At 73.2% G+C, this 26,131-nt stretch carries 24 protein-coding genes; 12 read left to right on the top strand and 12 right to left on the bottom strand.

The window, feature by feature from the left end; all coding sequences use genetic code 11:
• The first annotated feature begins 175 nt into the window (after positions 1-175).
• Both M8J73_RS07555 and M8J73_RS07550 read left to right on the top strand, forming a co-directional pair.
• Entirely contained in the window at positions 176-832 is a 657-nt protein-coding gene (locus M8J73_RS07555; RefSeq protein WP_055542530.1) for an ATP-dependent Clp protease proteolytic subunit, read from the top strand.
• Positions 832-1,428: a ClpP family protease gene (locus tag M8J73_RS07550; protein ID WP_249828378.1), complete on the top strand. Its 597-nt coding sequence runs from the start codon at positions 832-834 to the stop codon at positions 1,426-1,428. Before M8J73_RS07555 ends, M8J73_RS07550 begins: the two co-directional genes overlap by 1 nt.
• Before the next feature lie 83 nt (positions 1,429-1,511).
• Here the strand turns inward: M8J73_RS07550 and M8J73_RS07545 are convergent, their stop codons facing one another.
• The gene (locus M8J73_RS07545; RefSeq protein WP_249828377.1) at positions 1,512-2,012 is read right to left on the bottom strand and encodes a helix-turn-helix domain-containing protein; all 501 of its coding nucleotides are present in this window, start codon (positions 2,010-2,012) and stop codon (positions 1,512-1,514) included.
• Between the two features lie 249 nt (positions 2,013-2,261).
• Between M8J73_RS07545 and M8J73_RS07540 the strand changes: the two genes are divergently transcribed.
• Complete coding sequence (locus M8J73_RS07540; protein WP_055543284.1) at positions 2,262-3,731, top strand: FG-GAP-like repeat-containing protein; 1,470 nt, start codon at positions 2,262-2,264, stop codon at positions 3,729-3,731.
• A 60-nt stretch (positions 3,732-3,791) separates the two neighbouring features.
• Here M8J73_RS07540 and M8J73_RS07535 read toward each other — a convergent pair whose 3' ends face one another.
• Positions 3,792-5,123: a DUF6777 domain-containing protein gene (locus M8J73_RS07535; RefSeq protein WP_249828376.1), complete on the bottom strand. Its 1,332-nt coding sequence runs from the start codon at positions 5,121-5,123 to the stop codon at positions 3,792-3,794.
• Positions 5,124-5,286: 163 nt separating this feature from the next.
• On the opposite strand from M8J73_RS07535, the gene M8J73_RS07530 reads away from it, so the two are divergent.
• On the top strand, positions 5,287-6,561 hold the full coding sequence (locus M8J73_RS07530) for a streptophobe family protein (protein WP_055541222.1): 1,275 nt from the start codon (positions 5,287-5,289) through the stop codon (positions 6,559-6,561).
• A gap of 88 nt (positions 6,562-6,649) precedes the next feature.
• Here the strand turns inward: M8J73_RS07530 and M8J73_RS07525 are convergent, their stop codons facing one another.
• From M8J73_RS07525 to M8J73_RS07510, 4 genes are all read right to left on the bottom strand, one after another.
• Positions 6,650-7,951 (bottom strand): MFS transporter, encoded by a 1,302-nt coding sequence (locus tag M8J73_RS07525; RefSeq protein WP_055541223.1) that lies wholly within the window; start codon positions 7,949-7,951, stop codon positions 6,650-6,652.
• Complete coding sequence (locus M8J73_RS07520) at positions 7,948-9,147, bottom strand: PLP-dependent cysteine synthase family protein (RefSeq protein ID WP_249828375.1); 1,200 nt, start codon at positions 9,145-9,147, stop codon at positions 7,948-7,950. Before M8J73_RS07520 ends, M8J73_RS07525 begins: the two co-directional genes overlap by 4 nt.
• A gap of 148 nt (positions 9,148-9,295) precedes the next feature.
• Complete coding sequence (locus M8J73_RS07515; RefSeq protein ID WP_249828374.1) at positions 9,296-9,730, bottom strand: hypothetical protein; 435 nt, start codon at positions 9,728-9,730, stop codon at positions 9,296-9,298.
• A 331-nt stretch (positions 9,731-10,061) separates the two neighbouring features.
• Positions 10,062-10,547 carry a hypothetical protein gene (locus M8J73_RS07510; protein WP_249828373.1) on the bottom strand — a complete coding sequence of 162 codons (486 nt, stop codon included), beginning with the start codon at positions 10,545-10,547 and terminating at the stop codon, positions 10,062-10,064.
• Positions 10,548-10,754: 207 nt separating this feature from the next.
• On the opposite strand from M8J73_RS07510, the gene M8J73_RS07505 reads away from it, so the two are divergent.
• Positions 10,755-11,204, top strand: coding sequence for an RpiB/LacA/LacB family sugar-phosphate isomerase (locus tag M8J73_RS07505; RefSeq protein ID WP_055542890.1), 450 nt, complete (start codon positions 10,755-10,757; stop codon positions 11,202-11,204).
• Here M8J73_RS07505 and M8J73_RS07500 read toward each other — a convergent pair.
• The 5 genes from M8J73_RS07500 to M8J73_RS07480 form a co-directional block, all read right to left on the bottom strand.
• Positions 11,191-12,180 (bottom strand): serine/threonine-protein kinase, encoded by a 990-nt coding sequence (locus M8J73_RS07500; protein ID WP_055542891.1) that lies wholly within the window; start codon positions 12,178-12,180, stop codon positions 11,191-11,193. The two genes, M8J73_RS07505 and M8J73_RS07500, sit on opposite strands and share 14 nt — an antisense overlap.
• On the bottom strand, positions 12,173-13,108 hold the full coding sequence (locus M8J73_RS45480) for a hypothetical protein (RefSeq protein ID WP_372503909.1): 936 nt from the start codon (positions 13,106-13,108) through the stop codon (positions 12,173-12,175). The genes M8J73_RS07500 and M8J73_RS45480 overlap by 8 nt, the downstream gene beginning before the upstream one ends.
• Positions 13,109-13,113: 5 nt before the next feature.
• Complete coding sequence (locus tag M8J73_RS07490) at positions 13,114-15,435, bottom strand: FHA domain-containing protein (protein ID WP_055537352.1); 2,322 nt, start codon at positions 15,433-15,435, stop codon at positions 13,114-13,116.
• Between the two features lie 170 nt (positions 15,436-15,605).
• Positions 15,606-16,016, bottom strand: coding sequence for a hypothetical protein (locus M8J73_RS07485; RefSeq protein ID WP_055537356.1), 411 nt, complete (start codon positions 16,014-16,016; stop codon positions 15,606-15,608).
• 473 nt (positions 16,017-16,489) lie between these two features.
• Entirely contained in the window at positions 16,490-17,707 is a 1,218-nt protein-coding gene (locus M8J73_RS07480) for an acyl-CoA dehydrogenase family protein (RefSeq protein WP_055537351.1), read from the bottom strand.
• A gap of 141 nt (positions 17,708-17,848) precedes the next feature.
• On the opposite strand from M8J73_RS07480, the gene M8J73_RS07475 reads away from it, so the two are divergent.
• The 6 genes from M8J73_RS07475 (at position 17,849) to M8J73_RS07450 (ending at position 24,645) form a co-directional block, all read left to right on the top strand.
• The gene (locus M8J73_RS07475; protein ID WP_055537350.1) at positions 17,849-18,637 is read left to right on the top strand and encodes an enoyl-CoA hydratase/isomerase family protein; all 789 of its coding nucleotides are present in this window, start codon (positions 17,849-17,851) and stop codon (positions 18,635-18,637) included.
• 94 nt (positions 18,638-18,731) lie between these two features.
• Complete coding sequence (locus M8J73_RS07470) at positions 18,732-19,364, top strand: hypothetical protein (RefSeq protein WP_240501025.1); 633 nt, start codon at positions 18,732-18,734, stop codon at positions 19,362-19,364.
• Positions 19,361-21,934 carry a putative PEP-binding protein gene (locus M8J73_RS07465; protein WP_055537348.1) on the top strand — a complete coding sequence of 858 codons (2,574 nt, stop codon included), beginning with the start codon at positions 19,361-19,363 and terminating at the stop codon, positions 21,932-21,934. The genes M8J73_RS07470 and M8J73_RS07465 overlap by 4 nt, the downstream gene beginning before the upstream one ends.
• Entirely contained in the window at positions 21,931-23,049 is a 1,119-nt protein-coding gene (locus M8J73_RS07460; RefSeq protein ID WP_055537347.1) for an acyl-CoA dehydrogenase family protein, read from the top strand. The genes M8J73_RS07465 and M8J73_RS07460 overlap by 4 nt, the downstream gene beginning before the upstream one ends.
• A 19-nt stretch (positions 23,050-23,068) precedes the next feature.
• Positions 23,069-23,494 (top strand): Zn-ribbon domain-containing OB-fold protein, encoded by a 426-nt coding sequence (locus tag M8J73_RS07455; protein WP_055537355.1) that lies wholly within the window; start codon positions 23,069-23,071, stop codon positions 23,492-23,494.
• Positions 23,491-24,645 carry a thiolase family protein gene (locus M8J73_RS07450; RefSeq protein WP_055537346.1) on the top strand — a complete coding sequence of 385 codons (1,155 nt, stop codon included), beginning with the start codon at positions 23,491-23,493 and terminating at the stop codon, positions 24,643-24,645. The genes M8J73_RS07455 and M8J73_RS07450 overlap by 4 nt, the downstream gene beginning before the upstream one ends.
• Before the next feature lie 55 nt (positions 24,646-24,700).
• On the opposite strand, the gene M8J73_RS07445 is transcribed toward M8J73_RS07450, so the two are convergent.
• Positions 24,701-25,357, bottom strand: coding sequence for a TetR/AcrR family transcriptional regulator (locus tag M8J73_RS07445; RefSeq protein WP_055537345.1), 657 nt, complete (start codon positions 25,355-25,357; stop codon positions 24,701-24,703).
• 141 nt (positions 25,358-25,498) lie between these two features.
• Here M8J73_RS07445 and M8J73_RS07440 point away from each other — a divergent pair, with 141 nt between their 5' ends.
• Positions 25,499-26,110 (top strand): TetR/AcrR family transcriptional regulator, encoded by a 612-nt coding sequence (locus M8J73_RS07440; protein ID WP_055537344.1) that lies wholly within the window; start codon positions 25,499-25,501, stop codon positions 26,108-26,110.
• Positions 26,111-26,131: the final 21 nt, after the last annotated feature.

Here is a 26,131-nt window from a genome sequence, read left to right as displayed (position 1 = left end):
CTGATGCGGAAACTCATCGGCGGCGCGGGCACCCATCTCGCGGCGCGCCGCGAAACCGGTGCGGCTCTGCTGTCGGCGAATCTGCCGCGGGCAGAGAAAGTCCAGGTGGGAGGCGGTCTCCGGGAAGAGTGAAGGCAGGCGGCCACGGTGGCCGCAGCACTCACCTGGAGGATGCATGGCTCCCCTGATCACCGGCCGGGCCCCGTCGCTCGCCCCGCGCGCGGAGGAGGGCGACACCCCTCCCTCCCGCTTCGACGACCATCTCGCCGCGCAACTGCTCGGGCAGCGGATCGTGTTTCTCGGCACCCAGGTCGACGAGGTATCCGCCAACCGGGTCTGCGCGCAGTTGCTGCTGCTGTCGGCGGAGGACCCCCGCACCGACATCAGCCTGTACATCAACAGTCCCGGCGGTTCGGTGACGGCGGGGCTCGCCATCTACGACACGATGCGGCTGATCCCGAACGACGTGTCGACCCTCGTCATGGGCTTCGCGGCGAGCATGGGCCAGTTCCTGCTGACCGTGGGCACGCGCGGCAAGCGGTTCGCGCTGCCCAACGCGCGGATCATGATGCACCAGCCGTCGGCGGGCATCGGGGGCACCGCCGCCGACATCGAGATCCAGGCGGAGAACCTGGAGTTCACCAAGCGGGCCATCGAGCGGATCACCGCGGAGCACACCGGCCAGACCCCGGAGACGATCGCCAGGGACGGCGACCGGGACCGCTGGTTCACGGCCGAGCAGGCGAGGGAGTACGGGATGGTCGACCGGGTCGTCGAGTCGCTCGACGACGTCCGCCCGGCCGCCTCCCGGCGACGGATGGGACTGCAGTGATGGGGACGTACACGATTCCGAACGTGGTGGAGCGGACCCCGCAGGGCGAGCGGTCGTACGACGTGTACAGCCGGCTGCTGTCCGAGCGGATCATCTTCCTGGGCACGGAGATCGACGACGGGGTGGCGAACGTCGTCATCGCGCAGCTGCTGCACCTGGAGGCGTCGGCGCCGGAGAGCGAGATCGCGATCTACATCAACTCGCCGGGCGGATCGTTCACTTCGCTGATGGCGATCTACGACACGATGTCGTTCGTGCGGGCTCCGATCTCGACGGTCTGTGTGGGGCAGGCGGCGTCCACGGCGGCGGTGCTGCTCGCGGGCGGGGACCCGGGGCGGCGGTATGTGCTGGAGCACGCGCGCCTGCTGCTGGGGCAGCCGGCCAGCGGGGGCAGCCGAGGAACGGTGTCGGACCTCGCCCTCCAGGCCAAGGAGATGGCGCGGATCCGCGCCCAGGTCGAGGAGGTGCTGGCCCGGCACACCCACCATGACGTGGCGGACCTGCGGGCCGACATGGACCGCGACAAGGTGTTCACGGCGGCGGAGGCGGTGGCGTACGGCCTGGCCGACGAGGTGCTGCGTCGACGGGGGGTGTGAGGGGCAAGGCGGGCCGGAAGGGTCCCGTCGGCGTGGCTCCCCGCGCCCCCGAGGAGCGCGGGGGCGCGGGGTCGCCGGTCGCTTCAGGCCACCAGGCAGAGGCCGTTGTGCGGGGAGCCGGTGGTCGTCGCGCGGCGCGTCGAGGACGTGGAGGTCCGGCGTGTCACCGACGTGGCTGTACGGCGCCTCAGCGAGGTGGTCGTACGGCGCGTCAGTTCGTCCGCGGCCAGCGACAACAGGTCGCCCAGGCTCAGGCCGAGGGCCTGGGCGGCGGCCGCGAGGACCTCGGAGGACGCTTCCTTGCGGCCGCGCTCCACCTCCGAGAGGTACGGCATGGAGATCCGTGCCGCGTCGGCCACCTCCTTCAGGGTGCGTTCCTGGGCGCGCCGCTCGCGCCGGAGCACGTCGCCGACGAGGTCCCGCCAGAGGGGTTCCCTCACGGGCGGGGTGCCGGGGGCGGGGCTCGCTGCCGGGGCGGGGCCGGGGGCCGGGCGGGTCCGCTGCTGCTGGGGCGGGCGGGCCGTGGTGGCCGTCGCCGGGCGCAGCGGGATGACGCGGGCTTCGTTCGACGCGTGTTGGCTCACCCGTTCAGCCTAGAAGTCCTGAACGGGACGGGAAGGGCGCGGAGTTCCGCCCTCAGGGAAATCAGGGCGAGCGCCCGGCGAGATCCCGACGCGTCGGCGCTCGGCCCTCGACGCCCCGTCCCGGACGAGTCCGTCGACGCCGTACAACCCTCGTACCCCACGAGGTGTCAAACAGGGCGCCGGACAAGGAACGGGCCCTTTCCGGACACCCCCGCGCTGCCCGGCCGTTTCTTCTCCAGGGAGCCGCTCATGCGCAAGAACCGTTCGACCGCTCTCGCCGCGGCGACATTCCTTCTCGTCTCGGGCGCCGCGATCGTCGCCGCTCCGTCGGCATACGCCGGGGTGCCGGGCAGTACGCGGGCCAGTGACCGCAACAGCGACTTCAACGGTGACGGGTACGAGGACGTGCTGGTCGGCGCGCCGGGTGCGACCGTCAGCGGCAAGAGCGGGGCCGGGCTGGTGACGGTGCAGTACGGCTCCGCCAAGGGCATCGGCACGAGCGGTGCGGCCGTGTTCAGCCAGTCGACGGCGGGGGTCGCGGGCGCCGCCGAGGCGGGCGACGGCTTCGGCAAGGCGGTCGCGACCGGTGACCTCGACGGCGACGGGTTCGACGACGCGATCGTCGGCATTCCCGGCGAGGACCTCGGCAGCGTGAAGGACGCGGGCGGTGTGGCCGTCCTGTGGGGGTCGAAGTCGGGGCTCAGCGGTGCCGCGAGCAGTTGGTTGGAGACCGAGGAGCCCACCGCCGGTGAGCGGTTCGGTCTGGGGCTGGCCGCGGCCCGGTTCACGGCCGAGACCGAAGGCGACCTCCTCGCCGTCCTGGACGGGTACGACGTGGAACTCTTCGCGTACGACGCCTCGAAGGCGAGCTCCCTGCGCCGGGAGTCCACGCAGCGGATCGCCACGCAGGCCGAGCCCCGCCGTATCCAGCCCAAGTCCCTGACCACCGGCGACTACGACAAGAACGGCTTCGCCGACCTCGTCGTGTCGGGCCTGAGCGTGGGTGACGAACCGGGGTACGGCTGGTCCGCCTATCTGTCGGGGAACGCCGACGGGCTGAAGTACGAGCGTGACCTGCGCGGCGGGCCGGTGGCGGCCTCCGGCGACCTCAACAAGGACGGTTACGACGACCTGGTCACCGGCGAACCGCACTCCCCGGACGACGCGTACGGCGAGACGATGGCCGGCGGTCTGGTCGGGGTGCGGCTCGGCGGTCCCGACGGGCCCGCGGAGGAGCCGGACTGGTGGGTGCAGGACTCCCCCGGGGTGCCCGGTGTGGCGGAGCCCGGTGACGGCTGGGGCTCGGACCTGTCGGTGGCGGACACCGACGGCGACGGCTACGCGGATGTGGCGATCGGTGCGGCGGGCGAGGACATCGGCACCGTCCAGGACGCGGGCGCCGTGTGGGTGCTGCGCGGATCGGCGTCCGGGCTGACCTCGTCCGGTGCGAAGTCGTGGGACCAGAACTCGGCGGACGTGCCGGGGGCCGCCGAGAAGGGCGACAAGTGGGGAGCCCAGGTGCGGCTGACCGACCCGAACCGCGACGGCCGCTTCGGGCTGCTGGCCGCCGCTCCCGGTGAGAACACCGGCGACGGCCACATCTGGGTGTTCTCCGCGGGTACGGGCGGTGTCACGGCCTCCGGGTCGTGGACGTACAACGCCGGTTCCCTCGGGGCGCCGCACGTGGACGCGCAGTTCGGGGCCGCGATCGACGAGTGACCGGAAGGGGCCTCGGCCCCCGGGTGGGCCTCCCGCACGGTCACGGGAGGCCCGGACCGGTCAGGTGCCGTTCGACTGGGGCGGGCTGATGAGGGGCGCGGACTCGCTCGTCGCGCCGCCGTCCGGTGGGGTGTCGTCCGTCTCGGGGGTCTGCGGCTTGGGCTGCGGGGGTGCGGAGGTCGAGCTCTTCGGTGCCGACGGGGACGAGGAAGAGGGGCTCGCCGAGGACGACGACGGGCAGGGGCTGGCGGTCCCGTCGCGCTTGGCGCCGGTCGACGTGGACGGGCACGGTTCGGGCGACTTGGTCGGCGGTGTCTCGGAGAACGAGGTCGACGCCGAGGGGGACGGCTGGTCGACCGGCGGGTTGGACTTCTTGTCCTTGTCGCCGGTGTCGCCGGACTGGCGGCTGAACCAGTCGTCGCGGTCGGGGTCGTACAGGATGAACACGTTGACGACCACGGTCGAGCTCTCGACGACCACGACGTTCTGCGGCCGGTACGACGGCCAGGTGTCGCCCTTGGTCTCGGGGGTGGTCTTCAGCGCGACCGGCGGGCGCAGCGGGTTGCCGCAGGCGCAGCGCACGCGGGGCACGCCCCGGTTGTCGACGAGGACGGCGGTGCCGGCCTGGAGGACGGCCTGGTAGGCGGTGGCGGCGCCGTCGCGGTAGCCGTGGTTGGTGACGCGGGTGTCCATGCGCAGCTGCACCGGGGTGAGCGAGCGCAGATAGCCGGGCACGCCGGACGCCTGGACGCCGGCGACGGCCGCGAACGCCTCGTTCTTGGCGGGAACCGCCTGGAGGTACTCGATCTGCTTCTCGACGTCACAGCTGGCGGTGTTGCGGGTGCCGCCGTAGAGGCCGGGGGCCGAACCGTCCACCGCGCGGGTCACGTTGGTGGGTTCCGACGGGGTCGGTGAGGCCGAGGGGCTCTGCGGGACGGAGCTGTCGGTCGCCGTCGACTTGGTGAACGGGTCGGGGCCCGACTTCCCCGCGGCCTGGAGGAAGACCTCTCCGTCGCCGTTGCCGCCGGAGCCGCCGGTGCGGGTGAGGACGACGGCCAGGACCACGGCGACGACGGCCGCGGTGGCGATGAGCGCGATGCGGGGAGCGGACCGCCACCAGGGGTGCCCCGGTTGACCGGGCCCCGGCGCCGAGTCGCCGGAGCCCCCGCCCGGACCGCCGGGACCACCCGGTCCCCCTGGGCCACCGCCACCGGTTCCGCCCGGACCGCCACCGGTTCCGCCGGGGCCCGAGGCGTCGCCGGGGCGTTCCGGGGGCACCTGGCCGCCGGGCCACGTCGGGCCGGTGGAGGGCGGGCCGGGCTGGGACGGCCCGGACAGGGGGCCGGATGGGGGTCCGGTCGGGCGGCCGGAGGAGGGTTGTTCGGCGCTCACGGGTCTTCTCCCGCCGTAGGGATTCCGCGGCTTTTCTCACTGTTCATGCCGCTTTATTGCATGACAGGCCCATTGTGTGCTCTGGTCCGGCTCCGCCCGCAAGCCGAGCGGTCGCCGTCCGTCCGGCGCGCGGAGTGACCTCGGCGTGCTTAGCGTGGCAAGGGTGAGTCCTCAGACCCTGCGTTCTCCGCGGACGGTGCCCGAGCGGGCGACCGCCCGGCACGGCTGGCTCCAGGCCCTCGGTACGGTCCTCGCCGCGCTGGTGGTGATGGTGGTGGTGGCCGCGCTCGGTCTGTGGGCGGCGGGTGCGACGGACCTGCCCGACAATGCGTTCCCGCGGGTGGTCGCGGCCACCGTCGTGACGGCGGTCGGCGGCACCATCGAGCTCTCCGGCGGCGCCGGGGCCATCGCCGAGACACAGGCCGGACTGACCGTGATCCCGCTGTCGGTGACCCTCGCGGGGGCGCTGGTGATCGCCGCGGGGTTCCTGCGGCCGCTGCGGCACCGCGCGGTCGCGGGGGCGACCGAACTCGCCGGCTGGGCCGTACGGATCGCCGTGTTGTGGCTCGCGGCGCTCATCGGTGTCTCGCTCGGCGCGCGGCAGACGTTCGACATCCCCCTCGGCGACGTGGGGGACTTCCTCGGGGCGTCGGCCGACGTGGGCTTCGAGACGGACATCGGGTCCACCGTCTTCTTCGGCCTGCTGTGGCTCGCCGGCATCCTCGTCCTGGCGCTGCTGGTCTCCCGTGCGGCCCCGCTCCCCCCGCGGCTGCTGCGGTTCCAGGAGTCGGTGCGTCCGGCGGCGTACGCCATGGTGGTGCTGCTGCTGGCGTACGTGGCACTCGGCGTCGTCATCGGGATCGTGGTCGCCGCGACGCGGGGGCACGCCGCCGAGACGGCCGCGGTCATCCTGCTGGGTCTGCCGAACCTCGTGTGGCTGACGTTCACGATCGGGCTGGGCGCCACCTGGGACGGGCAGGTCGAGGGACCCTTCGGGCTGCCGATGCCGCAGGTGCTGGACCAGGTGCTGCGCGGTCCCGACGTCTCCGAGCTGAACCTCGGCTCCCTCGCCGAGTACGACGAACGGGTGTGGTGGCTGGTGGTGGTCGACGCCGTGCTGCTGCTGGTCGCCGCGTTCGTGATGGCTGCCCGCTCCCCCGCGCGGGTCCGGCTGTGGCAGCACGCGGTGCACATGGCGGTCGCCCTCGTCCTCACCGTCCTGATGATCTGCCTCGTCGCGAGGATCTCCGCCCACTACGGGCTGTCGGTCATCGGCATCGGCGACCTCGGCGGTGACCTGGGCGGAGAGGTGTATCTCCGGCCACAGACATGGTCCGCGCTGGGACTCGCCGCCCTGTGGGGGCTGGTGACGGGTTTCGCGGGCGGCCTGCTGGCGAAGGGCGTCCGGCGGCGGGGAGCGGTCGACGAGCTCGCCTGACGCGGAGGGGGAACTCGGATGACGCGGACGGGGAAGAGGCGGGCGCCGTGGGGGCCGCCCGCCCCTCGTTGTCAGGCGTGGGTGCCGGTCAGACCGTCACCGACCGGGACGGTTCCGGCGCCGGTGCGGCCAGGCGTCCCGTGCGGTGCAGGCCGTCCACGGCGGCCGCGCAGGCGAGACCGAGCACGCACAGCGAGATCCACGGCAGCGCGGGCAGGCCCGCCTCGCGGGCCGTGTCCAGGGCGGCACCGGTGAGGAGGTTGCCGACCGTGATGCCGATCCCGCAGACCGTGTTGTACAGCCCGTAGTGCGTGGCGACGAGCCGGTCCCCGGAGAGGCGGACGATGGTGTCCATCTCGAAGGGGTACGCGATCATCGTGCCGACGGCCAGGAGCAGCGCGGCCAGCGCGGGCGGGACGGCCGCCGCCAGCCATCGTCCGACGCCGGGCGCCGGTATCGGCAGAGCGGCGGTCAGCAGCAGGGGCAGGAAGGCGACGCCCATGCCCGCCAGGCCCCGGATCAGGGCCTGGCCGGGTTCGTAGCGGGCCTTGCACCAGGCGGTGACCCGGGTCTGGCCGAGGATCGTGCTGAGCCCGGAGACCGCGAAGAGCACCGCCACCGCGGCCGTCCCGAACTCGCCGTCCCCGCCGATGCGCCGTACCTCCAGGGGCAGGGCCAGATAGACCTGGAAGGTGAGGACGTACGAGCCGACCATGGCGACGGAGAACAGCAGGAAGGCCCGGTTGGCGAGGATGCCGCGCCACTGGGTGAGCACGCTCTCCCGGCGGTCGCGGTCCTGTTCCCCGCCGTCCTCCCGGCCGCGGGCGGGCAGGGCGCGGATCTGTACGACGGACAGCACGGCGAAGACGGCCGACGCCGTCAGACAGGTGACGCGGAAGTCGACGCCGGTGAGGACCATGCCGACCAGCGGGCCCAGCAGTATTCCGGCCTGGTAGAAGACGTTGAACAGGGCGAACGCCTCGACCCTGCGCTCCCCCGCCTCGGCCGCGAGGTAGGCCCGGACGGCGGGGTTGAAGAGGGCACCCGCGAGCCCTGTCGCCGCGGAGGCGGCCAGCAGGGCGGGCAGCGAGTCGACGAAGCCGAGCGCGGCGAAGCCGAGGGTGCGCAGGACGCATCCGGCGACGATGAGGGGCTTGTAGCCGAGGCGGTCGGCGAGGGTGCCGCCGACCACGAACATGCCCTGCTGGCTGAAGTTCCGTACGCCCAGCACGAGTCCGACGACCCAGCCGGCGAGGCCGAGCGTGCCGGACAGGTGGGCGGCCAGGTAGGGCATCAGCATGTAGAAGCCGAGGTTGATGGTGAACTGATTGACCATCAACAACTGGACGGCACGGTCGTAGGACCGCACCTGGGCGAGGGTGCCCTTCACTCGGAGCCCTCCTCGCGCGTCGCGGACGGCAGGGTGAGGGGATCGACGACGTCGGTGCAACGGGTCCACCGGTCGACCTCCTTCTCGTCCGCGCGGCCGATGACGTCGGGTGCCGGCGGCGGGGGCCCGGCGAGGAGGCCGTGGCGGGCGCAGTACTCGTCGTCGTAGACGGTGTCGAGGTAGCGCTGCGGTCCGTCGGGGAAGACCGCCGCGATCCGGGTGTCGGCGGCCTCGGTGCGGGCCACCCAGCCCGCGACCAGTGCGACGGCGCCGACGCTCCAGCCGCCGGTCGCGTAGTGCGAGGCGGCGAGCCGGCGGCAGGTGTGCACGGCCTCGTGCGGGGCGACCCAGTGGACCTCGTCGAACGTGGCGTAGGCGACGTTGCGGGGGTAGATGCTGGAGCCGAGCCCGCGCATCAGCCGGGGGCGGGCGGGCTGGCCGAAGATGGTCGAGCCGATGGTGTCGACGCCGACGATCCGGATGTCCGGGTACAGCTGGCGCAGCACGCGGCCGATGCCCGCGGAGTGGCCGCCGGTGCCGACGCTGCACACGAGGACGTCGATGTGCCCCAGTTCGGTGGCGAGTTCGAGGGCGAGCGGGGTGTACGCGGTGGTGTTGTCGGGGTTGTTGTACTGGTCGGGGCACCAGGAGCCGGGGTGGCGCCGGAGCAGTTCGGTGACCCGGTCGCGGCGGGCCTGCTGCCAGCCGCCGGTGGGGTGGGGGTCGGTGACGATGTCGACCTCGGCGCCGTAGACGCCGAGCAGGCGGGTCATGGACGGTTCGAGTCCGGGGTCGGTGACCAGGGTGACGGGGTGGCCGTGGACCATTCCGGCGAGCGCCAGCCCGAGACCGAGGGTGCCGCTGGTGGACTCGATGATCCGTGCGCCGGGACGCAACTCGCCTCGGGCGCGGGCCCGTTCGACCATGTAGAGGCCGGGCCGGTCCTTGATGCCGCCGGGGTTGAAGCCCTCCAGCTTGGCCCAGAAGCCGTGCCCCGCCGGGGTCAGCGGTTCGGACACGCGCAGGAGGGGCGTGTTGCCGACGAGCGCGGGCAGCGCGGAACCGCCGGACGCGGTGCGGGGGTCATCAGGGACGCGGGGCGTGTCTGGTGTGGTGGTGTGCGGGGGGCCGCCGGCGCGGGATGGGGTGGACGGTGTGGTGGTCGTGCCGGTGGTCGTCTTGGTGATCGACTTCATGTCGTTCGCTCTCGCTGGACGATGAGACGGATGGGTGGTCGTCTCGCGCCGAGCCCACGGACGGGCGGACGGATGCGGCCGGTCGGCCGGTCCGCCGTTCGTGGGTTCGGCGCGGCAGCCGGTGCGGGGCCGGCTGCGGGCGAGATGTCTAGATGCGCCACCTGGAGGTGCGGACGAGGGCCGCACGGCCGGGGCGGCGGGCGCGCCGACGGCGGTGCGGGCGACGGCGGCCTCGCCACGGCGGGCGCACGGCGATCGCGGCGGCCCCGGTGAGCAGGGGCGCCGTGTCGGTCGCAGGGGGCTGGTCGGACGACTGTGCGGCGGGGGCGCGCAGGACTCCGGCGGGTACGCACTCCTCGGCCGTGTGGTGGTCGTGGGGCCCGTGCGGTGTCTCGTGGCCGACGGCCGGCTGCACCGCCGTCAGGACGGTGGAGGGCGGTGTCGGCGTCCGGTGGGGCTCGTCGACCGGCCCGTGCGCGAAGGCGCACAGGACGATCGTGATCAGCAGGCAGCCGCGGACGAGGGCAGCGAGCAGCCTCGGCCAGGGCGAGTCGGCCGGCGACTGGCGGACGTACGGGGACATGCGGGTGGGGGCGGGCCGAACGTGTGAGGGGATGCTGGTGCGTGGGGACCGGACGTACGAGGGCGTGCCGGTGCGTGGGGACCGGACGTACGAGGGCGTGCCGGTGCGTGGGGACCGGACGTACGAGGGGGGCGTGCCGGTGTGTGGGGGCCGACCGTGTAAGGGCGTGCGGGTGCGTGGGGGCACTGGGGGTCCTCCGGGCGTCCGTCGGCTCGGCGGTGCGTGACCTCTGGTCAGGGCACGCGGGAGCCAGCTGCGGACGTGAATGCGGGTGCGGGTGCGGGTGCGGGTGCGTGGGGGTGAGCCGGTCGGGCGGGAGGAAGCCCGGGGCCTAGATCTGCCGGACCACCAGCGATCTCACGGTGACGCCCGACGGGTCGGACGGTCGCGCCGCCCCGATGTGGCGGGCGCCCGGCGCGCATGCCGGAGCCGTCGCCTCACTGATCGACGCCGCGCAGCGGGGCTGGGCGAGGGCGGGCCCCTGGTTGGGTTGCGCGGAGGCGCAGTGCTCGGCCGGGTGGCCCGTGCCGTGGTCGCCGCGTCCCTCGTGGGCGTCGCCGGGGGCGGCGGCCGGCCGGAGGACCAGGTGCTGGGCGGGGGCGGCCGTGTGTGCCTCGGCGGCGGCGAGCGGGTGCGCGGGCGGCGGGGTGACCGGCGCGACCGAGCTGGTCATCAGGTGTCCACCGGCGCTTTCGGCGTGGGCGCCGTGCAGGAGGACGACGGCGAACAGCACCAGGGCGAGGCCGAGCAGACGCGGCAGCGGGCCCGCTGGGACGCGGGCCCGACGCGTGCGTCGGGTCGACCAGGCCGTGATCATGCTGTGATGCTAACCCGTCGCGGAGGCCAGTCGTCCGGTTCCACCGGCCGAGAGCGTCAACTCGCCAGCCGAATGACCGGTTTGCTTCGGCGGGCTCCTCGTCCGGTGAGGGGCCGGTGCCTCGTTCGCCGGGTCGAGGGAGCGGTGGGCCAGTGGAGATCAGTGGGCCGGGCGCGCTGCCGCGTGCACGCGGGTAGTCTCCGGGGCATGCGGATCTCCGTCTCCTCGGACATGGACGAACCCGTGGCCCGCCTCCTCGTCGAGGAGTTGCGCGGCCGCGGCCACGACGTGCTGCCGCACGGGGCGCTGCGCCCGGGGGACGACCCCCAGTGGGCGGCGTGCTCGGAGGCGGCGGCGCGGGACGTGGCCTCCGGGGCGGCGGACCAGGCCGTGGTGTGCTGCTGGACCGGCACCGGCGCGTCGATCGCCGCGAACAAGGTGCCGGGCGTGCGGGCCGCCCTGTGCACGGACGCCTACACGGCGGACGGCGCGCGGCGCTGGAACGACGCCAATGTGCTGGCGATCGGTCTGCGGCTGACCTCCGAACCGCTGCTCAAGGAGATCCTCGACGCCTGGTTCGCCGCCGAGGCCAGCCAGGACACCGAGGACCGGGAGAACGTCGCCAGGGTGGAGCGGCTCGACCTCAGGGCTGGATGAACACCGGCCTCGCCCAGGCGGGTGGCTCCGGGAGCGGTTCGGGTGCGCCACTCGTGGGCGTCCGCGCGGTGCGGGTCGGCGGATGCCCGGTCGGTGTGCTGTGCCGCGTACCGGCGGCCCTGAGCGCGGCCACGAAGGACAGGCACGAGTCGTAGCGGTCGTCGGGGCTCTTGGCCAGCGCCCTCGCCAGCACGTCGTCGACGGACGCGGGCAGATCGGGGCGCTGCTCGGTCAGCGGCGGCGGCTGGTCGTACTGGTGGGCCCAGAGCAGCGCCATGTCGTCGTCGCGCTGGAAGGGCGGGCGCCCGGCGAGGGTCTCGTGGACGACGCAGGCGAGGCTGTAGACGTCGCAGCGGCCGTCGACGGGCTTGCCCGAGATCTGCTCCGGGGCCACGTAGTCGAGCGTCCCCACGAACTGGCCGACGGTGGTGAACCCGGTCAGCGACAGCGACTTCTTCGTCAGGCCGAAGTCGGTGAGGTAGACGTGCTCGGGATGGTCGCTGTCCGTGCCCTGCGCGACCAGGATGTTGCCGGGCTTGACGTCCCGGTGCACCAGGCCGTGGTCGTGGGCGGCGTCCAGCGCGGAGGCCACCTGGCCGATGATCCGGGTGGCGGTCGTCAGCGGCAACGGGCCCTCCCGGTCCAGGAGGTGGCGCAGATCCCGGCCGGCCACGTACCGCATCGCGATGTAGAGGACGCCCTCGGTCTCCCCCGCCTCGAAGACGGGCACGATGTGCGGGTGGTCGATCGCGGCGGCGACGCGTGACTCATGGGTGAAGCGGCGGCGGAAGGTGTCGTTGCGGGCCAGCTCGGGGGCGAGGAGTTTCAGCGCGACGGTCCGGTCCAGCCGCAGGTCCTTGGCCCGGTAGACGACGGCCATGCCGCCGCGGCCGATCTCGTCTTCGATGCGGTAGCCGGCGATCTGCTGCCCGACCAGGTCGGACGGCCGACCCGCGTACGGTCGGGTCTCACTCATCGGGCGTCACCGGCCGCACGAGACGGGTGGGTTCATGGTCGCTCGGCCCCTGCCGACGGGGGCGGGGTGCTTCCGTACGCTCCCGCGCCCCGGGCGCGGTGTCCGCCCGCTCCTGCTCCACCGGCGCGGTGTCTGCCCGCCCGTATTGCTCCGGCTCGGTGTCCGCCCGCTCGTGTTCTTCCGGCGCGGGCTCCACCGGGCCGCGCTCCCCCACGACACGGGTCGGTTCCGGGCCGCGCTCCCCCACGACACGGGTCGGTTCCGGGGCGTGCTCGCCCACGACGCGGGTCGGTTCCGGGCTCCTGATCGGCTCCGGGGCCGGAGCCGGGGCCGGGGCGGGCGCCGGTGCCGCAGCTGGGAACGGCGCCGCACCCGGATCCGGGGCGGCGACCGGAGACGGGGCCGGGGCCGGCGTGGCGGCGGCCGGTGGGGCCGGGTCCTCCTGGGGTTCCCCGGCGACGGCGAACGTGCTCAGCCGGGTGCCGTCGCAGTACACCCACCGCTCGTGCGCGGCGTCGAACAGCCACAGCGAGTCGCCGTCGACGACGACACCTATCCGCAGGCCCTTCATCCGGTCGCGGAAGGCCCCTCCGTCGAGCCGTCCGGCCGCGAGGGCCTCCGCCTCCGTGCGGTAGCGGGCGAGGGCCTCCTCCGCGCGGGCCAGCAGGGGACGGGGGTCGGCCGTGCGGGCGGGCCCGGTACCGGCGGCCGGCGGGGCCTGGGGCACGGCGACGAGGAGGCGGCCGTCGACCCAGGCGGACCAGCCGTTGGCGCACAGGACCTGCCCCCAGTCGCCGAGCCGGTCCAGGAGCTGGACCGGGAGCAGCGCGTCGAGGGGCACGGTGGGGCGTGCGGGGTCGGGGGCCTCCCAGGCGGGCAGTCCGCCCGGCGGGACGACGTGCGTGGGGAGGAAACCGGGGGTCGTCATCGCGGCTACTTCCGCATCACCGCGGGTTCGCGGCGGCGCAGCAGACGGGCGACGAGGTAACCGCAGACCAGGGACAGCACGACGAGCATCCCCAGGTCGAGCAGCCACACACCGGCGGAGTGCTCGAACAGCGGGTCGGACTTGTCGGGGACGATCCGTTCGAGGTCGATGGTTCCGGCCATGGCGGCGAACGCCCACCGCGAGGGCACCAGCCAGGCCAGCTGTTCCAGGACGATGGTGCCCTTCACGTCCAGCAGCGCTCCGCAGAACACCACCTGGATGATCGCGAGGAGCACCAGCAGCGGCATGGTGACCTCTTCCTTGCGGACGAGCGCGGAGACGACGAGGCCCAGCATCATCGCGGTGAAGGCGAGCAGGGCCACGGCCAGGGTGATCTCGACGAGCGGCGGCAGCAGGACGCCTTCGCCGCCGGGGGCGTTGAGGTCGACGCCGAGGAGGGCGACCAGGGTGAGGACGACGGCCTGGAGCACCGTGATCGTGCCGAGGACGACGACCTTGGACATCAGATACGCGGATCTGGACAGGCCGACGGCGCGTTCCCGCTGGTAGATGACGCGTTCCTTGACCAGTTCCCGGACGGCGTTGGCCGCGCCGGTCAGGACGCCGCCGACGCACAGGATGAGCAGCGCGTTCATGGCGGTCTCACGGTCCAGTTCGCTGCCCGCGAGGGCCCTGGCCATGGCACCCATGACGAACGGCAGCGCGATCATGATGGCGAGGAAGGTGCGGTCGGCGCTGAGCGCGGCGGTGTACCTGCGGACCAGGGTGCCGAGTTGGGCGCCCCAGCTCTGCGGCTTGGGCGGCGGTGCCACGTCGACGGGCGCCGCCTCCGGCAGATACGGGCGGCTCATGGACGCGGTGACGTACTGGCGGTGGAACGGCGAGTCGCGGTACTCCCCCGCCCAGTCCCGGTCCTGGTCCCGTTCGAACGCCTCGAAGGCTTCCGGCCACTGTTCGAAGCCGAAGAAGGCGAGCGTGTCGTCCGGGGGCCCGTAGTAGGCGACCTTGCCGCCGGGCGCGAGGACGAGGAGGCGGTCGCAGACGTCGAGGCTGAGGACGCTGTGGGTGACGACGATGACGGTGCGGCCGTCGTCGGCGAGGCCGCGCAGCATGTGCATCACGGAGCGGTCCATGCCGGGGTCGAGGCCGGAGGTCGGCTCGTCGAGGAAGAGCAGGGAGGGCTTGGTCAGCAGTTCCAGGGCGACGCTGACGCGCTTGCGCTGGCCGCCGGAGAGGCTGTGGATCGGCTGGTCGGCGCGCTGTTCGAGGCCCAGTTCGTGGATCACCTCGTCGACGCGCGCCTGTCGCTCGGCCTTCGCTGTGTCCTGGGGGAAGCGCAGTTCGGCGGCGTAGGAGAGGGCCCTGCGGACGGTCAGCTGGGCGTGCAGGATGTCGTCCTGCGGGACGAGGCCGATGCGCTGGCGCAGCTCCGCGTAGTCGCGGTAGAGATCCCGGCCGTCGTACAGGACGGTGCCGCTGTCGGCGGGGCGCTGTCCGGTGAGGGCGTTGAGAAGGGTGGACTTTCCGGCGCCGCTCGGGCCGACGACGGCGAGGAGGCATTTCTCGCCGACCGGAAAGGCCACCTTGTCGAGCAGGGTCTTGCGGCCGCGGTCGACGGCGACGGTCAGCTCCTGCACGTCGAGGGAGACCTCACCTGTGTCGACGTACTCCTGCAGTTCGTCCCCGACCAGGCAGAACGCGGAGTGGCCGATACCGACGATGTCACCGGGAGTGACCGGCGCGCTGTCGATGGGACGGCCGTTGAGGTAGGTGCCGTTGTGGCTGCCGAGGTCGGCGATCTCGTAGGTGCCGTCGGGGCGGGCCCGTAGTTCGGCGTGCCGGCGGGAGACCACGAGGTCGTCGATGACCAGGTCGTTGTCGTCGGCGCGGCCGATGCGGACGGTCCGCGCAGGCAGGGGGCGGACGCTGGTCGGTCGGCGGAAGGTGCCGGTGGAGGCGGGCTGGAAGACGGCGGAGGGGCGGACGGGTGCCCCGGTGAGCACGGCCCGTGGCCCGTCCTCGACGCTGCCGAAGCGGATGACGGTGCCGGGACCCACGTCCCATTCGCGGACGCGGTGGCCGTCGGCGTAGGTGCCGTTGGTGCTGTCCTCGTCCTCGATGGTCCAGTGGTCGGCGTGCGCCCTGAGCACCGCGTGGTGCCACGAGACCCGGTCGTCGTCGAGCACGATCTCGCTGAGCGGGTCGCGTCCGACGTGGTACTCGTGGCTCGGGGTCATCACCGTGGAGCCCGACTCGGTCTCCAGCACGAGTGCGGGCGCAGTCGGTGCGATCGACCGCTCTGCCATGCCGAAAATTCTACCGATTAGCCCCCATATGCGCGCCCGATAGATCGACGGCGGAGGCGTTCAGGGGGCGGAGGGCCGCGCGGCGCCTCGACGACGGAGGCACTCAGGGGGCGGAGGCCGCGCGGCGCAGGGGTGCTCGAGAGGCCGGGTCCGGGCCGCGCGTGGAAAGGTCAGGCGGCGGGGGCGGCGATCCGCTGGGCGATCCGCTGCATACGGACGGCGTCGACGGACTCGGCGAGCAGCTCGTACTCGGTGGTGTCGTCGTTGGTGGCGATGCGGACCAGGTTCCCGGCGGCCAACTCCTCGGCGACCAGTTCCTGTTGGACGTCGTCGGCGGACCAGGCGCGCAGCATGCTCGGCACGTCGGGGACGGTGTCGGCCACGGGGACCACGGAGTTGGGCGGGAAGGTCGGGTTCTCGGGGCGCGGGTCGAGGCGTTCGGCGATCCATAACGCGCGGTCGCGCATCCACCAGAGCGCCAGTGCCAGGGTGGGGGCACGGTAGGTCCCCAGAGGCACTCCGACGCGCTGTCCGCCGCACATCCCGTACGCGGTGACATGGCACAGGAATTCGTCGTGCACCTTCAGCTCCCCCGATCGCACCGCCGTCGTCCGCCGCCCGGCCCCGCTCGCCGTACGGACCCGTTCTCGCCTCACAGACTTGCTGGTCGTGCACGCCAGGCGACCGGATGTCACGCACGGTGACGTCATGGGCGCGCACGGAGGCCCGCTTTGTTCATGACTCAATCGCCTGTCACTCGAGTATCGTCACTCCTGACGCTCTGTCACCATGCCAATTCAGCCAGTCTCCTGGCATATGCGAGCGCGCGAATGGCCGAAACGATACGACGAGCCCTCCGACCGGGGCTCCCTCGGCGGAGCCTGCGGGATTCCGCATGACCTCCGAGGTGATCGACGCCCTCCCGGGGCGGGACCGGGCATCGTGACGGTGCCGGATCACGAGGAGCCGAGGCGGCTACCGGATCCGGTCCCCGTCCCATACGTACATGCTCGACGCAGCGTTCAACGATCACACCCACGAAGGTTCACGACTGTCAGGCCTCGGCGGGAGCCGAGACCGGCCGGCGGTAGGGGCGCACCGCACGGCGCGCGATGGCGAAACGGTGGGTCTCCGAGGGGCCGTCGTAGATACGGAACGGCCGTACCTCCCTGAGCAGGCGGGCCAGGGGGGCGTCGGCGGTCGAGATGCCGAGTGCGCCGCAGATCTGCACCGCCCGGTCGACCACCCGGTACACGGCCTCCGCGACGAACGTCTTGGACACCGAGGTGAGGTGCGCGGCCGACGCGGAGCCGGTGTCCAGTTCCCAGGCCGTACGCAGGATCAGCGCGCGACTCGCCTCGATGTCGATCTCGGAGTCGGCCAGCATCTGCTGCACCATGCCGAGGTCGCCGAGGACGGCACCGAACGCGAGGCGGCTGCCCGCCCGTTCCAGTGCGACGTCCTGGGCGCGGCGCGCGGCTCCCAGCCAGCGCATGCAGTGGGTCAGCCGGGCGGGACCGAGCCGCACCTGGGCACCGGCGAAGCCCTGCCCGACCGCGCCGAGCACCTGCTCGTCCCCCACCACGCACCCGTCGAAGACGATCTCGCTGTGCCCCGCGAAGAGCCCTTCGTCGAGCGTCTCGATGTCCCGGACGATGCGCATGCCGGGAGTCCCGGCGTCGACCAGGAACATGGTGGCGCCGCCCGGATCGCCGGGATCGCCCGAGGTGCGGGCCATGACGATGGCGAAGCCCGCGCCTCGGGCCCCGCTGATGAACCACTTGTGCCCGTCGATGCGCCAGCCTCCGGGAACCCTGGTCGCGACGGTTCGCAGGGCGCGGGGATCGGAGCCGGCGCCCGGTGCCGGTTCGGTCATGGCGAAGCAGGACCGGGTATCGCCGGCGGCGAGCGGGCGCAGATAGCGCTGCTTCTGGTCGTCGGTGGCCACCCGCTCCAGCAGGTGGGTGTTCCCCTCGTCCGGGGCCGCGCAGTTCAGCGCCAGGGGGCCGAGCAGCGAGTAGCCCGCGGCTTCGAAGACCGCCGCCTGCCCGCGCAGGTCGAGGCCGTGTCCGCCCCATCGCGTCGGCACATGGGGAGCGAAGACACCGGCTTCACGGGCGGCTTTCTGCAGGGTCTGCCGCAGATCCTCCGGGCCGTCGTGCACGGACCCGCCGCAGGCCCGCTCCGCCGGGATCACCACGTCGCGTACGAACGCGGACGTGGTCGCGGCGAGTCGGGCGACAGTGGGATCGACATCGAACTGGATGGGCACGGGACCTCCCGCCGACGGGCGTACGGGTATCGGGTCCCGTCGCGTCCTAGAAACTGTATAGCGTCTTCAGTATCTTGCCGGGAGACCCCGGCGACGGGAAGACGACAGGAGACGCGTCATGAGCCACCCGCTGAGCACCGAATGAGCACCGAACCGGTCCGGGTGGTCCGCCACCCCGACGGAGTCGTCGAGCTGACCCTGGACGCGCCCGGGCGGTCCAACGCGCTGGATCTGGAGATGGCCGAGGCACTGCGGGACGCGACGGCCCAGGTGGCAGGGGACCCCGGCGGCGCGGTCCTGCTGCGGTCCACGGGCGCCACCTTCTGCGTGGGCGGTGACCTGCGCGCCTTCACGGGCCTCGGCGAGGGGACGGGCGCCTATGTGCATGCCGTGGCGACCGCCGCGCACGCCGCGATCCACACCCTGCACGAGCTCGCCGTGCCGGTGGTGACGGCCGTGCGCGGTGCCGCCGCGGGCGGCGGGGTCGGCCTCGCTCTCGTGGGCGACATCGTCCTGGCGGCGCGGTCCGCACGGTTCCGGCTGGCGTACACCGAGGTCGGACTCACACCGGACTGCGGGGCCTCCTGGTTCCTGCCGCGCCTGGTGGGCCCCCGGCGGGCGACGGACCTGATCCTCACCAACCGGGTCCTGACCGGGGACGACGCCGAACGGTGGGGCCTGGTCTCCCGGTCCGTCGACGACGAGGAACTGGACTCGGCCGCGTACGAGGCCGCGGCCGGGCTCGCCGCCGGCGCGGGTGAGGCGCTGCGCGCCGCGAAGCGCCTGCTGCGCGAGGGCACCGGGGAGGACCTGGGGCGCCGGCTCGCCGAGGAGGCGCGGCAGATCGCCGCCCTGGCGGACGGCCGGGGGGCCCAGGACCGCATGGCGGCGTTCCTCGGCCGACCCCGGAAACCCGAAAGTGTTTCTTGAATCCCTCTTCACTAACAGGCTCGCCGGAGCGTAACCTCCGGGCAACACAGAACCGAGGAACCGGTCACCACAGAACCGGGGAAAAGGTGTGGCGATGCACTCTCCTGCCGTGGACCTTCCCGACGCTCCCGACGAGACGCTCACCGAAGCGGTCGTCGACCTCGTTCTGCGTGGCATGTGGCGCGGCAGGACCGAAGCGGAGTACCGGCCCCTGGCGGAGGCCGGGCTCGCGATGGTGAAGGGGCCGCTCGTGCTCCCCACCGAGCGGGCCAAGGCCGCCGCCGGCCAGGTTCTGCGGGTCGCGCCGGGATCGCCTCGGGAGGAACGGATCACCGCCGCGTACGAGGCCTTCCTGCCGGTCAACAGGAAGATCCGCGAGGTGTGCACGGCCTGGCAGTGCCGCCCCGACGGCACGGCCAACGACCACTCCGACAGCGTCTACGACGCCGGGGTGCGCGAGTCGCTGGAGGACGTGCACGAGGCCATCCAGCCGGTGCTGCGCCGCCTGGAGCAGGTACTCGAGGGCAGCGGACGGTATCTCGGCGAGCTGGAGGAGGCCCTTGAGCGGTTCGACGAAGGCGAGGCGAAATGGCTGGCCTCGCCGCTGTGCGACTCGTACCACACGGTGTGGATGAGGCTGCACCAGGAATTGCTGCTGGTGCTCGGCATCAGCCGGGCCGAGGACGAGGCCCGGGAAGAGGAACTGGTGACGGGGAGCCGGGATTGAGCGTCACCGACCGCGAGGCGGGTCCGTCGACGGCCGTCGAGGCTCCCGGCCGGATCCTGGTGCCCTTCGGGCAGGGACGGATCCGGGGGCTCGACGCCGACGAACTGGGAGCGCACGGTGCGGCGATGGACCGGCTGGTGGCTCTGGGGCTGCCGGTCGTGCCGGGGCTCACCGTGCCGGCCGGGACCTCCGCGTCGCTGTGCGACCCCGGCACGGCGGAAGCCGCCGTCGACCTGGTCGAACAGCTTGCGGGGCGGCGGATCGGCGACAGGGCCCGCCCGTTGCTGCTGCGTCTGTCGGCGAGTGCCCCGACCGAGATCGCCGGGCTGCCGCCCGACCTCGCCTGCCTCGGCGTGACCACCGCGAGCATGGACGCCCTGTGCGCCGTCATCGGCCGCGCGGACGCGCTGCACGAGGTATGGGCCGCCACCGTACGGATGATCGCCGAGTACGCCCTCGACGTGCCCGCAGCGATGCTCGACGACGCCGTCCTCGACGCACCCGAGCCCCGGACACGGATCGAAGCGCTCCTGGACCTGACCGCGCGGCACGGCTCGCGGCCCTTCCCCGACGACCCGGCCCAGCAGCTCGCGCTGGCCGCCCGAGCCGTGCTCCGCCGGTGGGACTCACCGCGCGCGAGGAGATCCCGCAAGGCGCAGCGGCTTCCCGCCGATCTCGGTGTCGCCCTGCACGTACAGGCCCTGCGGATCGGCCCGGCCGACCGCTCCGGCTACGGCACGGCGGTCAGCCGCCACCCCGAGACCGGCCTTCTCTCCCCCCAGGGATCGTTCTTCCGGGGGGTGCGGCGCAGCTCCCCGCCGCCGCACACCAGTGAACCGCTGGACCGGCTCACGGGCGGCAGGGCTCTGCTGGAGCATGCCCTGCTCACCCTCGAACGGCATCTGCACGCGCCCGTCTCCGTCGACTTCGAGGTGCGCGACGACGAGATCTCCCTGCTCGCCGCCTCCGCGCAGCAACGGCCGCCGCTGCGGGCCTCGGTGTGCCTCGCCGCCGACCTGGCACGCGACGGTGCGCTCGACCCCGAGGAGGCCGTCCTGCGGATCGGCCCCGCGCAGGTGCAGGAACTGCTGCACCCACAGCTCCGGCTGACCGGCGGGGAGGAGCTGCTGGTGAAGGGTCTGGCCGCCTCCCCGGGCGCGGCGGCCGGGGTGATCGTGCTGTCGAGCGAGCGCGCCCTCGAAGTGGGCGCGGACGGCACCCCCGTAGTGCTCGTCGCCCATGAGACGACCCCGGCGGACGTCCCCGGCATGCTGGCGTCCGCCGCCGTGCTGACCGGCAGCGGCGGTATCGCCTCGCACGCCGCGGTGGTGGCGCGGGGGGCCGGGCGGCCCGCGGTGTGCGGCGCCGACGGGCTGCGCGTGGACCGGGCCGCGGGGACCGTATCGTTCGGGGACCGGGTGCTGCGCGAGGGCGACGCCGTCTCCCTGGACGGCCGTACCGGCGCCGTCTACGCGGGCCGGCTGAGCGTCAGCGTCGCCGCGCCGCCGCCCGAGCTGTCCACCCTGCTGGACTGGGCGGACGGCATGCGCCGACTGGGGGTGCGGGCCAACGCCGACAGCGCGGCGGAGGTGAGCACCGCCGTCGCCCTGGGGGCGGAGGGGGTCGGGCTGTGCCGTACGGAGCACCAGTTCCTCGGTGAGCGGCTGCCGCTGATCCGCCGGGTGCTCCTGGCCGCCGATCCGGCCGCCCGTGACGAGGCCCTGAAGGCGCTGGAGCACGCTCAGCACGAGGACTTCCGGGCGCTGCTGGCCGCAGTCGGGAACCGGCCGGTGACCGTGCGCCTGCTGGACGCTCCGCTGCACGAGTTCCTGCCCGCCCCCGGGGACGCCTCGGACGCGGGTGAGGAACAGCGGGCCGCAGCGCTGCGGGAGGCGAATCCGATGCTCGGGCTGCGGGGGGTGCGGCTGGCGTTGTTGCACGAGCGGCTCTACCCGGCGCAGGCCGAGGCGCTCTTCGCCGCCTGGGCGGATGTCGCCGCCACCGGGGTCCGGCCCGAGCTGGAGGTGATGATCCCGCTGGTCAGCCTGCCGGAGGAGCTGGCGGCCACGGCCGTGTACGTGCGGGAGGCCGCCGCCGCGGTCGCCGCCCGCACCGGTGTGGTCGTTCCGTACCGGCTCGGCACGATGATCGAGACTCCGCGGGCCGCGCTGCTCGCCGGTGAACTCGCCGAACACGCCGAGTTCTTCTCCTTCGGCACCAACGACCTCACGCAGCTGACCTACGGATTCTCCCGGGACGACGTGGAGCGCCAGGTCCTCGCCGGGTACCAGGAGCGGGGCCTGCTGACCGCCAGCCCCTTCGCCCGGCTCGACCCGCACGGGGTGGGCGCGCTCATCGCGCTGGCCGCCGAGCGGGCGCGCGGCGTACGGCCCGGCATCAAGCTCGGCGTGTGCGGGGAACACGGCGGGGACCCCGAGTCGATCGCGTTCTGCGACGGCCTCGGCCTCGACTACGTGTCCTGTTCCCCGCACCGCGTGCCGGTGGCCCGGATGGCGGCGGCGCACAGTACCCCGCGCGAGCGGCACGACGAGAGCGGGAGCACACGATGACGAGCACCGTGACCGGTGGGACGGCCCTGTCGGACACCGAACTGGACGACCTGCGCGCAACCGTACGGTCGGTGTGCGCGGACGCCGGAGGCACCGCGACGGTGCGCCGGCTGTCCGAGCACGCCCCCGGTGTCGACGCCGGACTGTGGGACACCCTCGGCCGGCAGGTGGGCCTCGCGGCCCTCGGGCTGCCCGAGGCCGTCGGGGGCATCGGCGGCCTCGCCGAGATCGCCGTGGTCTGCGAGGAACTGGGCAGGACGCTTGCACCGGTACCGCTGCTGTCGTCCACCGTGCTGGCCGGGCAGGTGCTGGCCGGCTGCGGTACGGCCGACGAGGCGCTGGCCGAACTGGCCGAGGGCGCGGTGCACGCCCTCGCGGTCGCGGCACCGGACGGGACATGGCGGCCCGACGCCGTGCCGGTGACGGTCACCTGGCAGGGCGGGGTCCCCGTCGTCGACGGAACGGCGCCGTTCGTCCTCGACGGCGGCGATGCCCGGGCGCTGGTCGTGGCGGCCGCCGGGACCGACGGCGTGGACCTCTTCCTCGCCGATCCGGGAGGTCCGGGCGTCGCCGTGCGCCGGGTGCCCACCCTGGATCTCAGCCGGGGCCAGGCCGTGGTCACCTTCTCCGGTGCGCGGGTCCGGGCGCTGACCGCCGGGGGCGAGGGGGCGCACATCGTCTCCCGGGCCCTGGACGTGGCCCTGGTCGCCCTCGCCGCCGAGCAACTGGGCGGCGCCCAGGCCGCGCTGGACATGACCGTGGCCCATGTGCGGGACCGTACCCAGTTCGGCAGGCCGATCGGCGGTTTCCAGGCGGTCAAGCACACCTGTGCCGACATGCTGCTCCAGGTCGAGGGCGCGCGGTCGGCGGTGCTGCGCGCCGTCGACGCGGCCCCCTCGCACCGGCCGTCGGCCGAGGCGGCGGCGGTCGCCCAGGCGTGGTGCTCCGAGGCCTTTGTGTCCGTCGCCGCCGAGTGCGTCCATCTGCACGGGGGCATGGGCTTCACCTGGGAGCACGACGCGCACCTGTACTTCCGGCGGGCCCAGTCCGACGCCGTCCTGCTGGGCGGCGCCGCCTTTCACCGGGAACGGCTGGCCGGGCTGCTGAGCTGGTGACGTGAAGGGCGGAACCGGTATGACCACCCGACTCATCGACGACTCTCTGTTCGACTGTGTGGCCCCGCCGCGTCTCGCGGGGGCGCGCTGCTCCGGGTGCGGCACCGTCGTCTTCCCCCGGCAGGACTCGTGCCCCCGTTGCTCGGACGGGTCCATGTCCGGTCATGTGCTGCCGGTGCGGGGACGGGTGTGGTCGTGGACGCTTCAGGCGTTCCCGCCCAAGCCGCCGTACCGGCCACCCGCCGGCGGTCACCGGCCGTATCACGTGGGCTATGTCGACCTCGGTGAGCTGCTGGTCGAGGGGCGGCTGGCGGTTCCCCGCGCGCGGATACGGATCGGGCTGCCGGTCCGGCTCGCCATGGTGCCCGCGTATCACGACGAGGACGGGACCGAGGTGCTGACCTTCGCGTTCCGCCCCGACGACGAGGAGGAGGGGGAGCGATGAGTCGGACCGACGACGTCTACGTGGTCGGCTGCGGGATGCATCCCTTCGGCCGGGACGAGAGTGTCACCGGGATGGACATGGCCGAGCGCGCGGTGCGGGAGGCGCTGGCCGACGCCGGGGTGTCCTGGGAGGACATCGGCTACGCGGCCGGTGGCTCCGACGTGTCCGGCAAACCCGACACGCTCGTGGGCCGCCTGGGCCTGACGGGAGTGCCGTTCGTCAATGTGCAGAACGGCTGCGCGACCGGCGCCTCCACCGTGCTCATGGTGGCCGCGGCGCTGCGTGCCGGGGAGGCGTCCCTGGGGCTGGCGGTGGGCTTCGACAAGCATGAGCGGGGCGCCTTCCACGTGTCCGCGGCCCGCTACGGCCTGGGCGACTGGTACGCCGAGACCGGCATGATGCTGACGACCCAGTTCTTCGCCCTCAAGACACGGCGGTACCTGTACGAGCACGGGATCTCGGAGCGGGCACTGGCGGCCGTCGCCGCGCGCGCCTTCCGCAACGGCTCGCACCATCCTCTGGCATGGCGGCGCAAGGCGTTGACGGAGCGGGAGATCCTGGACTCCGCGGAGGTCAGTCCGCCGCTCACCCAGTACATGTTCTGCTCACCGGGGCAAGGTGCGGCGGCTCTGGTGCTGGCGCGCGGCGACCGCGCCTTCGACCTGTGCGAACGGCCGGTGAGACTGGCCTCGCTGGCGTTCCGCACCCGGCGGTTCGGTTCGTTCGAGGTGTTCTCGCCCTGGCTGCCTCCGGGACCGCACCGCAGCCCCAGCGTCGACGCCGCCGAGGCGGCGTTCCAAACGGCCGGGGTCCGGCCCGCCGATGTCGGCGTGGCGCAGTTGCAGGACACCGACAGCGGCTCGGAGCTGGTCCACCTGGCGGAGACGGGACTGTGCGGACACGGCGAGCAGGAGGAGCTGCTGGCCGGCGGGGACACCGAGCCCACGGGCCGGATCCCCGTCAACACCGACGGCGGCTGCCTCGCCGGCGGGGAGCCCGTGGGCGCCTCGGGGCTGCGTCAGTTCCATGAGGTGGTACGGCAGTTGCAGGGCCGCGCGCCGGGCGTGCAAGTGCCGGGGGCGCCCCGGGTGGGCTTCACGCATGTGTACGGGGCGCCCGGGATCAGCGCCTGTTCGGTCCTGACCGTGTGAGGGCCCGTCGCCGTGTGAGGCCGCGTCGCCGGTGCGGGGCGCGCGCACCGTCGTCTCAACGCTGTGCCGTGGTCGGCTTCCGGTCGGCGGCGACAATGCGCAGCGCCAGCGACCTGACCGCCTCCAGGACGGCCTGCGGGGGCAGCTGGGACAGCGGCCCTCCCTCCGCCCGCAGCGCCGTGACCAGCATGGTGGTGCTGATGAGCGTGCGGACCGCGAGGGCCTGCGCCGCGTGGCGGGCCTTGGCCGCCCGGGGGCCGCGTGTGTTGCCCTCGGGCAGATAGTCGTAGCCGCGCTGGATGTGCCGCTGCTCGAACTCGTCGCGCAGGACCTTGACGTTGCCGTTCGCCGAGGCGATCTGGACCTGGTACAGGCGGGCCTCGTCCGGGTTCTTCTCCACCCAGTCCCACACGGCGTCGATGACGCGCAGCAGTCCCTCGGCGTCGCCCGGCTCGGACTCCGGACGGGCCGCCTCCACCACCGCGTTCAGCTGGTCGAAGACCCGGCGCATGGCGAGTTCGAGCAGTTCCTCCTTGCCGTCGAAGTGGTAGTAGACGGCCGTGGGGACCACCTCGGCCTCGTCCGCGATGTCCTGGATGCTGGTCTCCGCGAATCCGTTGCGGCCGAAGACCCGTACGGCGGCGTCGATGATGTGCTGCCGCCGCGAAGGCCGGTGAGCGGGCTGCTTGCCGTTCTTGGTGGTGGCCATCATGCTCCCCTGCCGACTGCCGTGAACCCGCGGGCGTGGTCCCTGTTTACTGACCATGTTATCCAGTAAGTCGACTCTACCGGCCGCATAATTCCTGCTGTGTGTGGGCCTCCGGAGCGCCCTGGTACCGGCATACTTGACATCATGACGACATCCGGAACCCGCGCCGCCCACCGTCCCTCGCGCAAGCAGTGGGTGATCGAGGCGGCCACGGAGCTGTTCGCCACCCAGCCGCCCGACGAGGTGACGGTGGCCGACATCGCCGCCCGTGCGGAGATGACGTCGGCAGCGGTGTACTACCACTTCTCCTCCAAGGACCAGGTCCTGGTGGAGGGGATGCGGGTGTTCGCCGCCGCGATGTGCGCGCAGGTGGAGGAACTCGCCGAGGCGCACAAGGCGGGCTCGGACGTCGGGCCCACGATCACCGCGCTGGTGGCGTGGCTGGGCGAGCACCGGTCGGCGGCCACGGTGTTCTTCGTGTCGTCGGCCGGGATGAGCCAGGAGGCCGAGGCGCTGCGCCAGGAGAGTCGTTCGGAGCTGTTGGCCGGGCTCGTGCGGTTGATCCGCAAGGCCCGTGCGTCCGTCTCCGACGCGGAGGCCGCGGTGATCGGACTGGGCCTGCTGGCCCTGCTCGAGACCGCGGCGAACTCGCAGGTCCGGGGCGATGACGTCTATCGGTCGCTGGGCCACCGTTCCTTCGTCCGCGAGGTCGGTGACCTCGCGGAGCGGATCGCCGACCCGACCGTGGCCGCGTAGCCGCGGGGCCGGTGGCCGCCG

It is taken from the genome of Streptomyces neyagawaensis (assembly GCF_023516595.1).
Taxonomy (GTDB): domain Bacteria; phylum Actinomycetota; class Actinomycetes; order Streptomycetales; family Streptomycetaceae; genus Streptomyces; species Streptomyces neyagawaensis.
This window is presented reverse-complemented; position numbering and strand designations above follow the sequence as displayed.

What these genes read in the sequence shown, in the direction of transcription:
- M8J73_RS07555 (WP_055542530.1), top strand. Translation starts at nt 176, where the DNA reads ATGGCTCCCCTGATCACCGGCCGGGCCCCGTCGCTCGCCCCGCGCGCG.
- M8J73_RS07550 (WP_249828378.1), top strand. Translation starts at nt 832, where the DNA reads ATGGGGACGTACACGATTCCGAACGTGGTGGAGCGGACCCCGCAGGGC.
- M8J73_RS07540 (WP_055543284.1), top strand. Translation starts at nt 2,262, where the DNA reads ATGCGCAAGAACCGTTCGACCGCTCTCGCCGCGGCGACATTCCTTCTC.
- M8J73_RS07520 (WP_249828375.1), bottom strand. Translation starts at nt 9,147, where the DNA reads ATGAAGTCGATCACCAAGACGACCACCGGCACGACCACCACACCGTCC.
- M8J73_RS07515 (WP_249828374.1), bottom strand. Translation starts at nt 9,730, where the DNA reads ATGTCCCCGTACGTCCGCCAGTCGCCGGCCGACTCGCCCTGGCCGAGG.
- M8J73_RS07510 (WP_249828373.1), bottom strand. Translation starts at nt 10,547, where the DNA reads ATGATCACGGCCTGGTCGACCCGACGCACGCGTCGGGCCCGCGTCCCA.
- M8J73_RS07505 (WP_055542890.1), top strand. Translation starts at nt 10,755, where the DNA reads ATGCGGATCTCCGTCTCCTCGGACATGGACGAACCCGTGGCCCGCCTC.
- M8J73_RS07500 (WP_055542891.1), bottom strand. Translation starts at nt 12,180, where the DNA reads ATGAGTGAGACCCGACCGTACGCGGGTCGGCCGTCCGACCTGGTCGGG.
- M8J73_RS45480 (WP_372503909.1), bottom strand. Translation starts at nt 13,108, where the DNA reads ATGACGACCCCCGGTTTCCTCCCCACGCACGTCGTCCCGCCGGGCGGA.
- M8J73_RS07490 (WP_055537352.1), bottom strand. Translation starts at nt 15,435, where the DNA reads ATGGCAGAGCGGTCGATCGCACCGACTGCGCCCGCACTCGTGCTGGAG.
- M8J73_RS07475 (WP_055537350.1), top strand. Translation starts at nt 17,849, where the DNA reads ATGAGCACCGAACCGGTCCGGGTGGTCCGCCACCCCGACGGAGTCGTC.
- M8J73_RS07470 (WP_240501025.1), top strand. Translation starts at nt 18,732, where the DNA reads ATGCACTCTCCTGCCGTGGACCTTCCCGACGCTCCCGACGAGACGCTC.
- M8J73_RS07460 (WP_055537347.1), top strand. Translation starts at nt 21,931, where the DNA reads ATGACGAGCACCGTGACCGGTGGGACGGCCCTGTCGGACACCGAACTG.
- M8J73_RS07455 (WP_055537355.1), top strand. Translation starts at nt 23,069, where the DNA reads ATGACCACCCGACTCATCGACGACTCTCTGTTCGACTGTGTGGCCCCG.
- M8J73_RS07450 (WP_055537346.1), top strand. Translation starts at nt 23,491, where the DNA reads ATGAGTCGGACCGACGACGTCTACGTGGTCGGCTGCGGGATGCATCCC.
- M8J73_RS07445 (WP_055537345.1), bottom strand. Translation starts at nt 25,357, where the DNA reads ATGATGGCCACCACCAAGAACGGCAAGCAGCCCGCTCACCGGCCTTCG.
- M8J73_RS07440 (WP_055537344.1), top strand. Translation starts at nt 25,499, where the DNA reads ATGACGACATCCGGAACCCGCGCCGCCCACCGTCCCTCGCGCAAGCAG.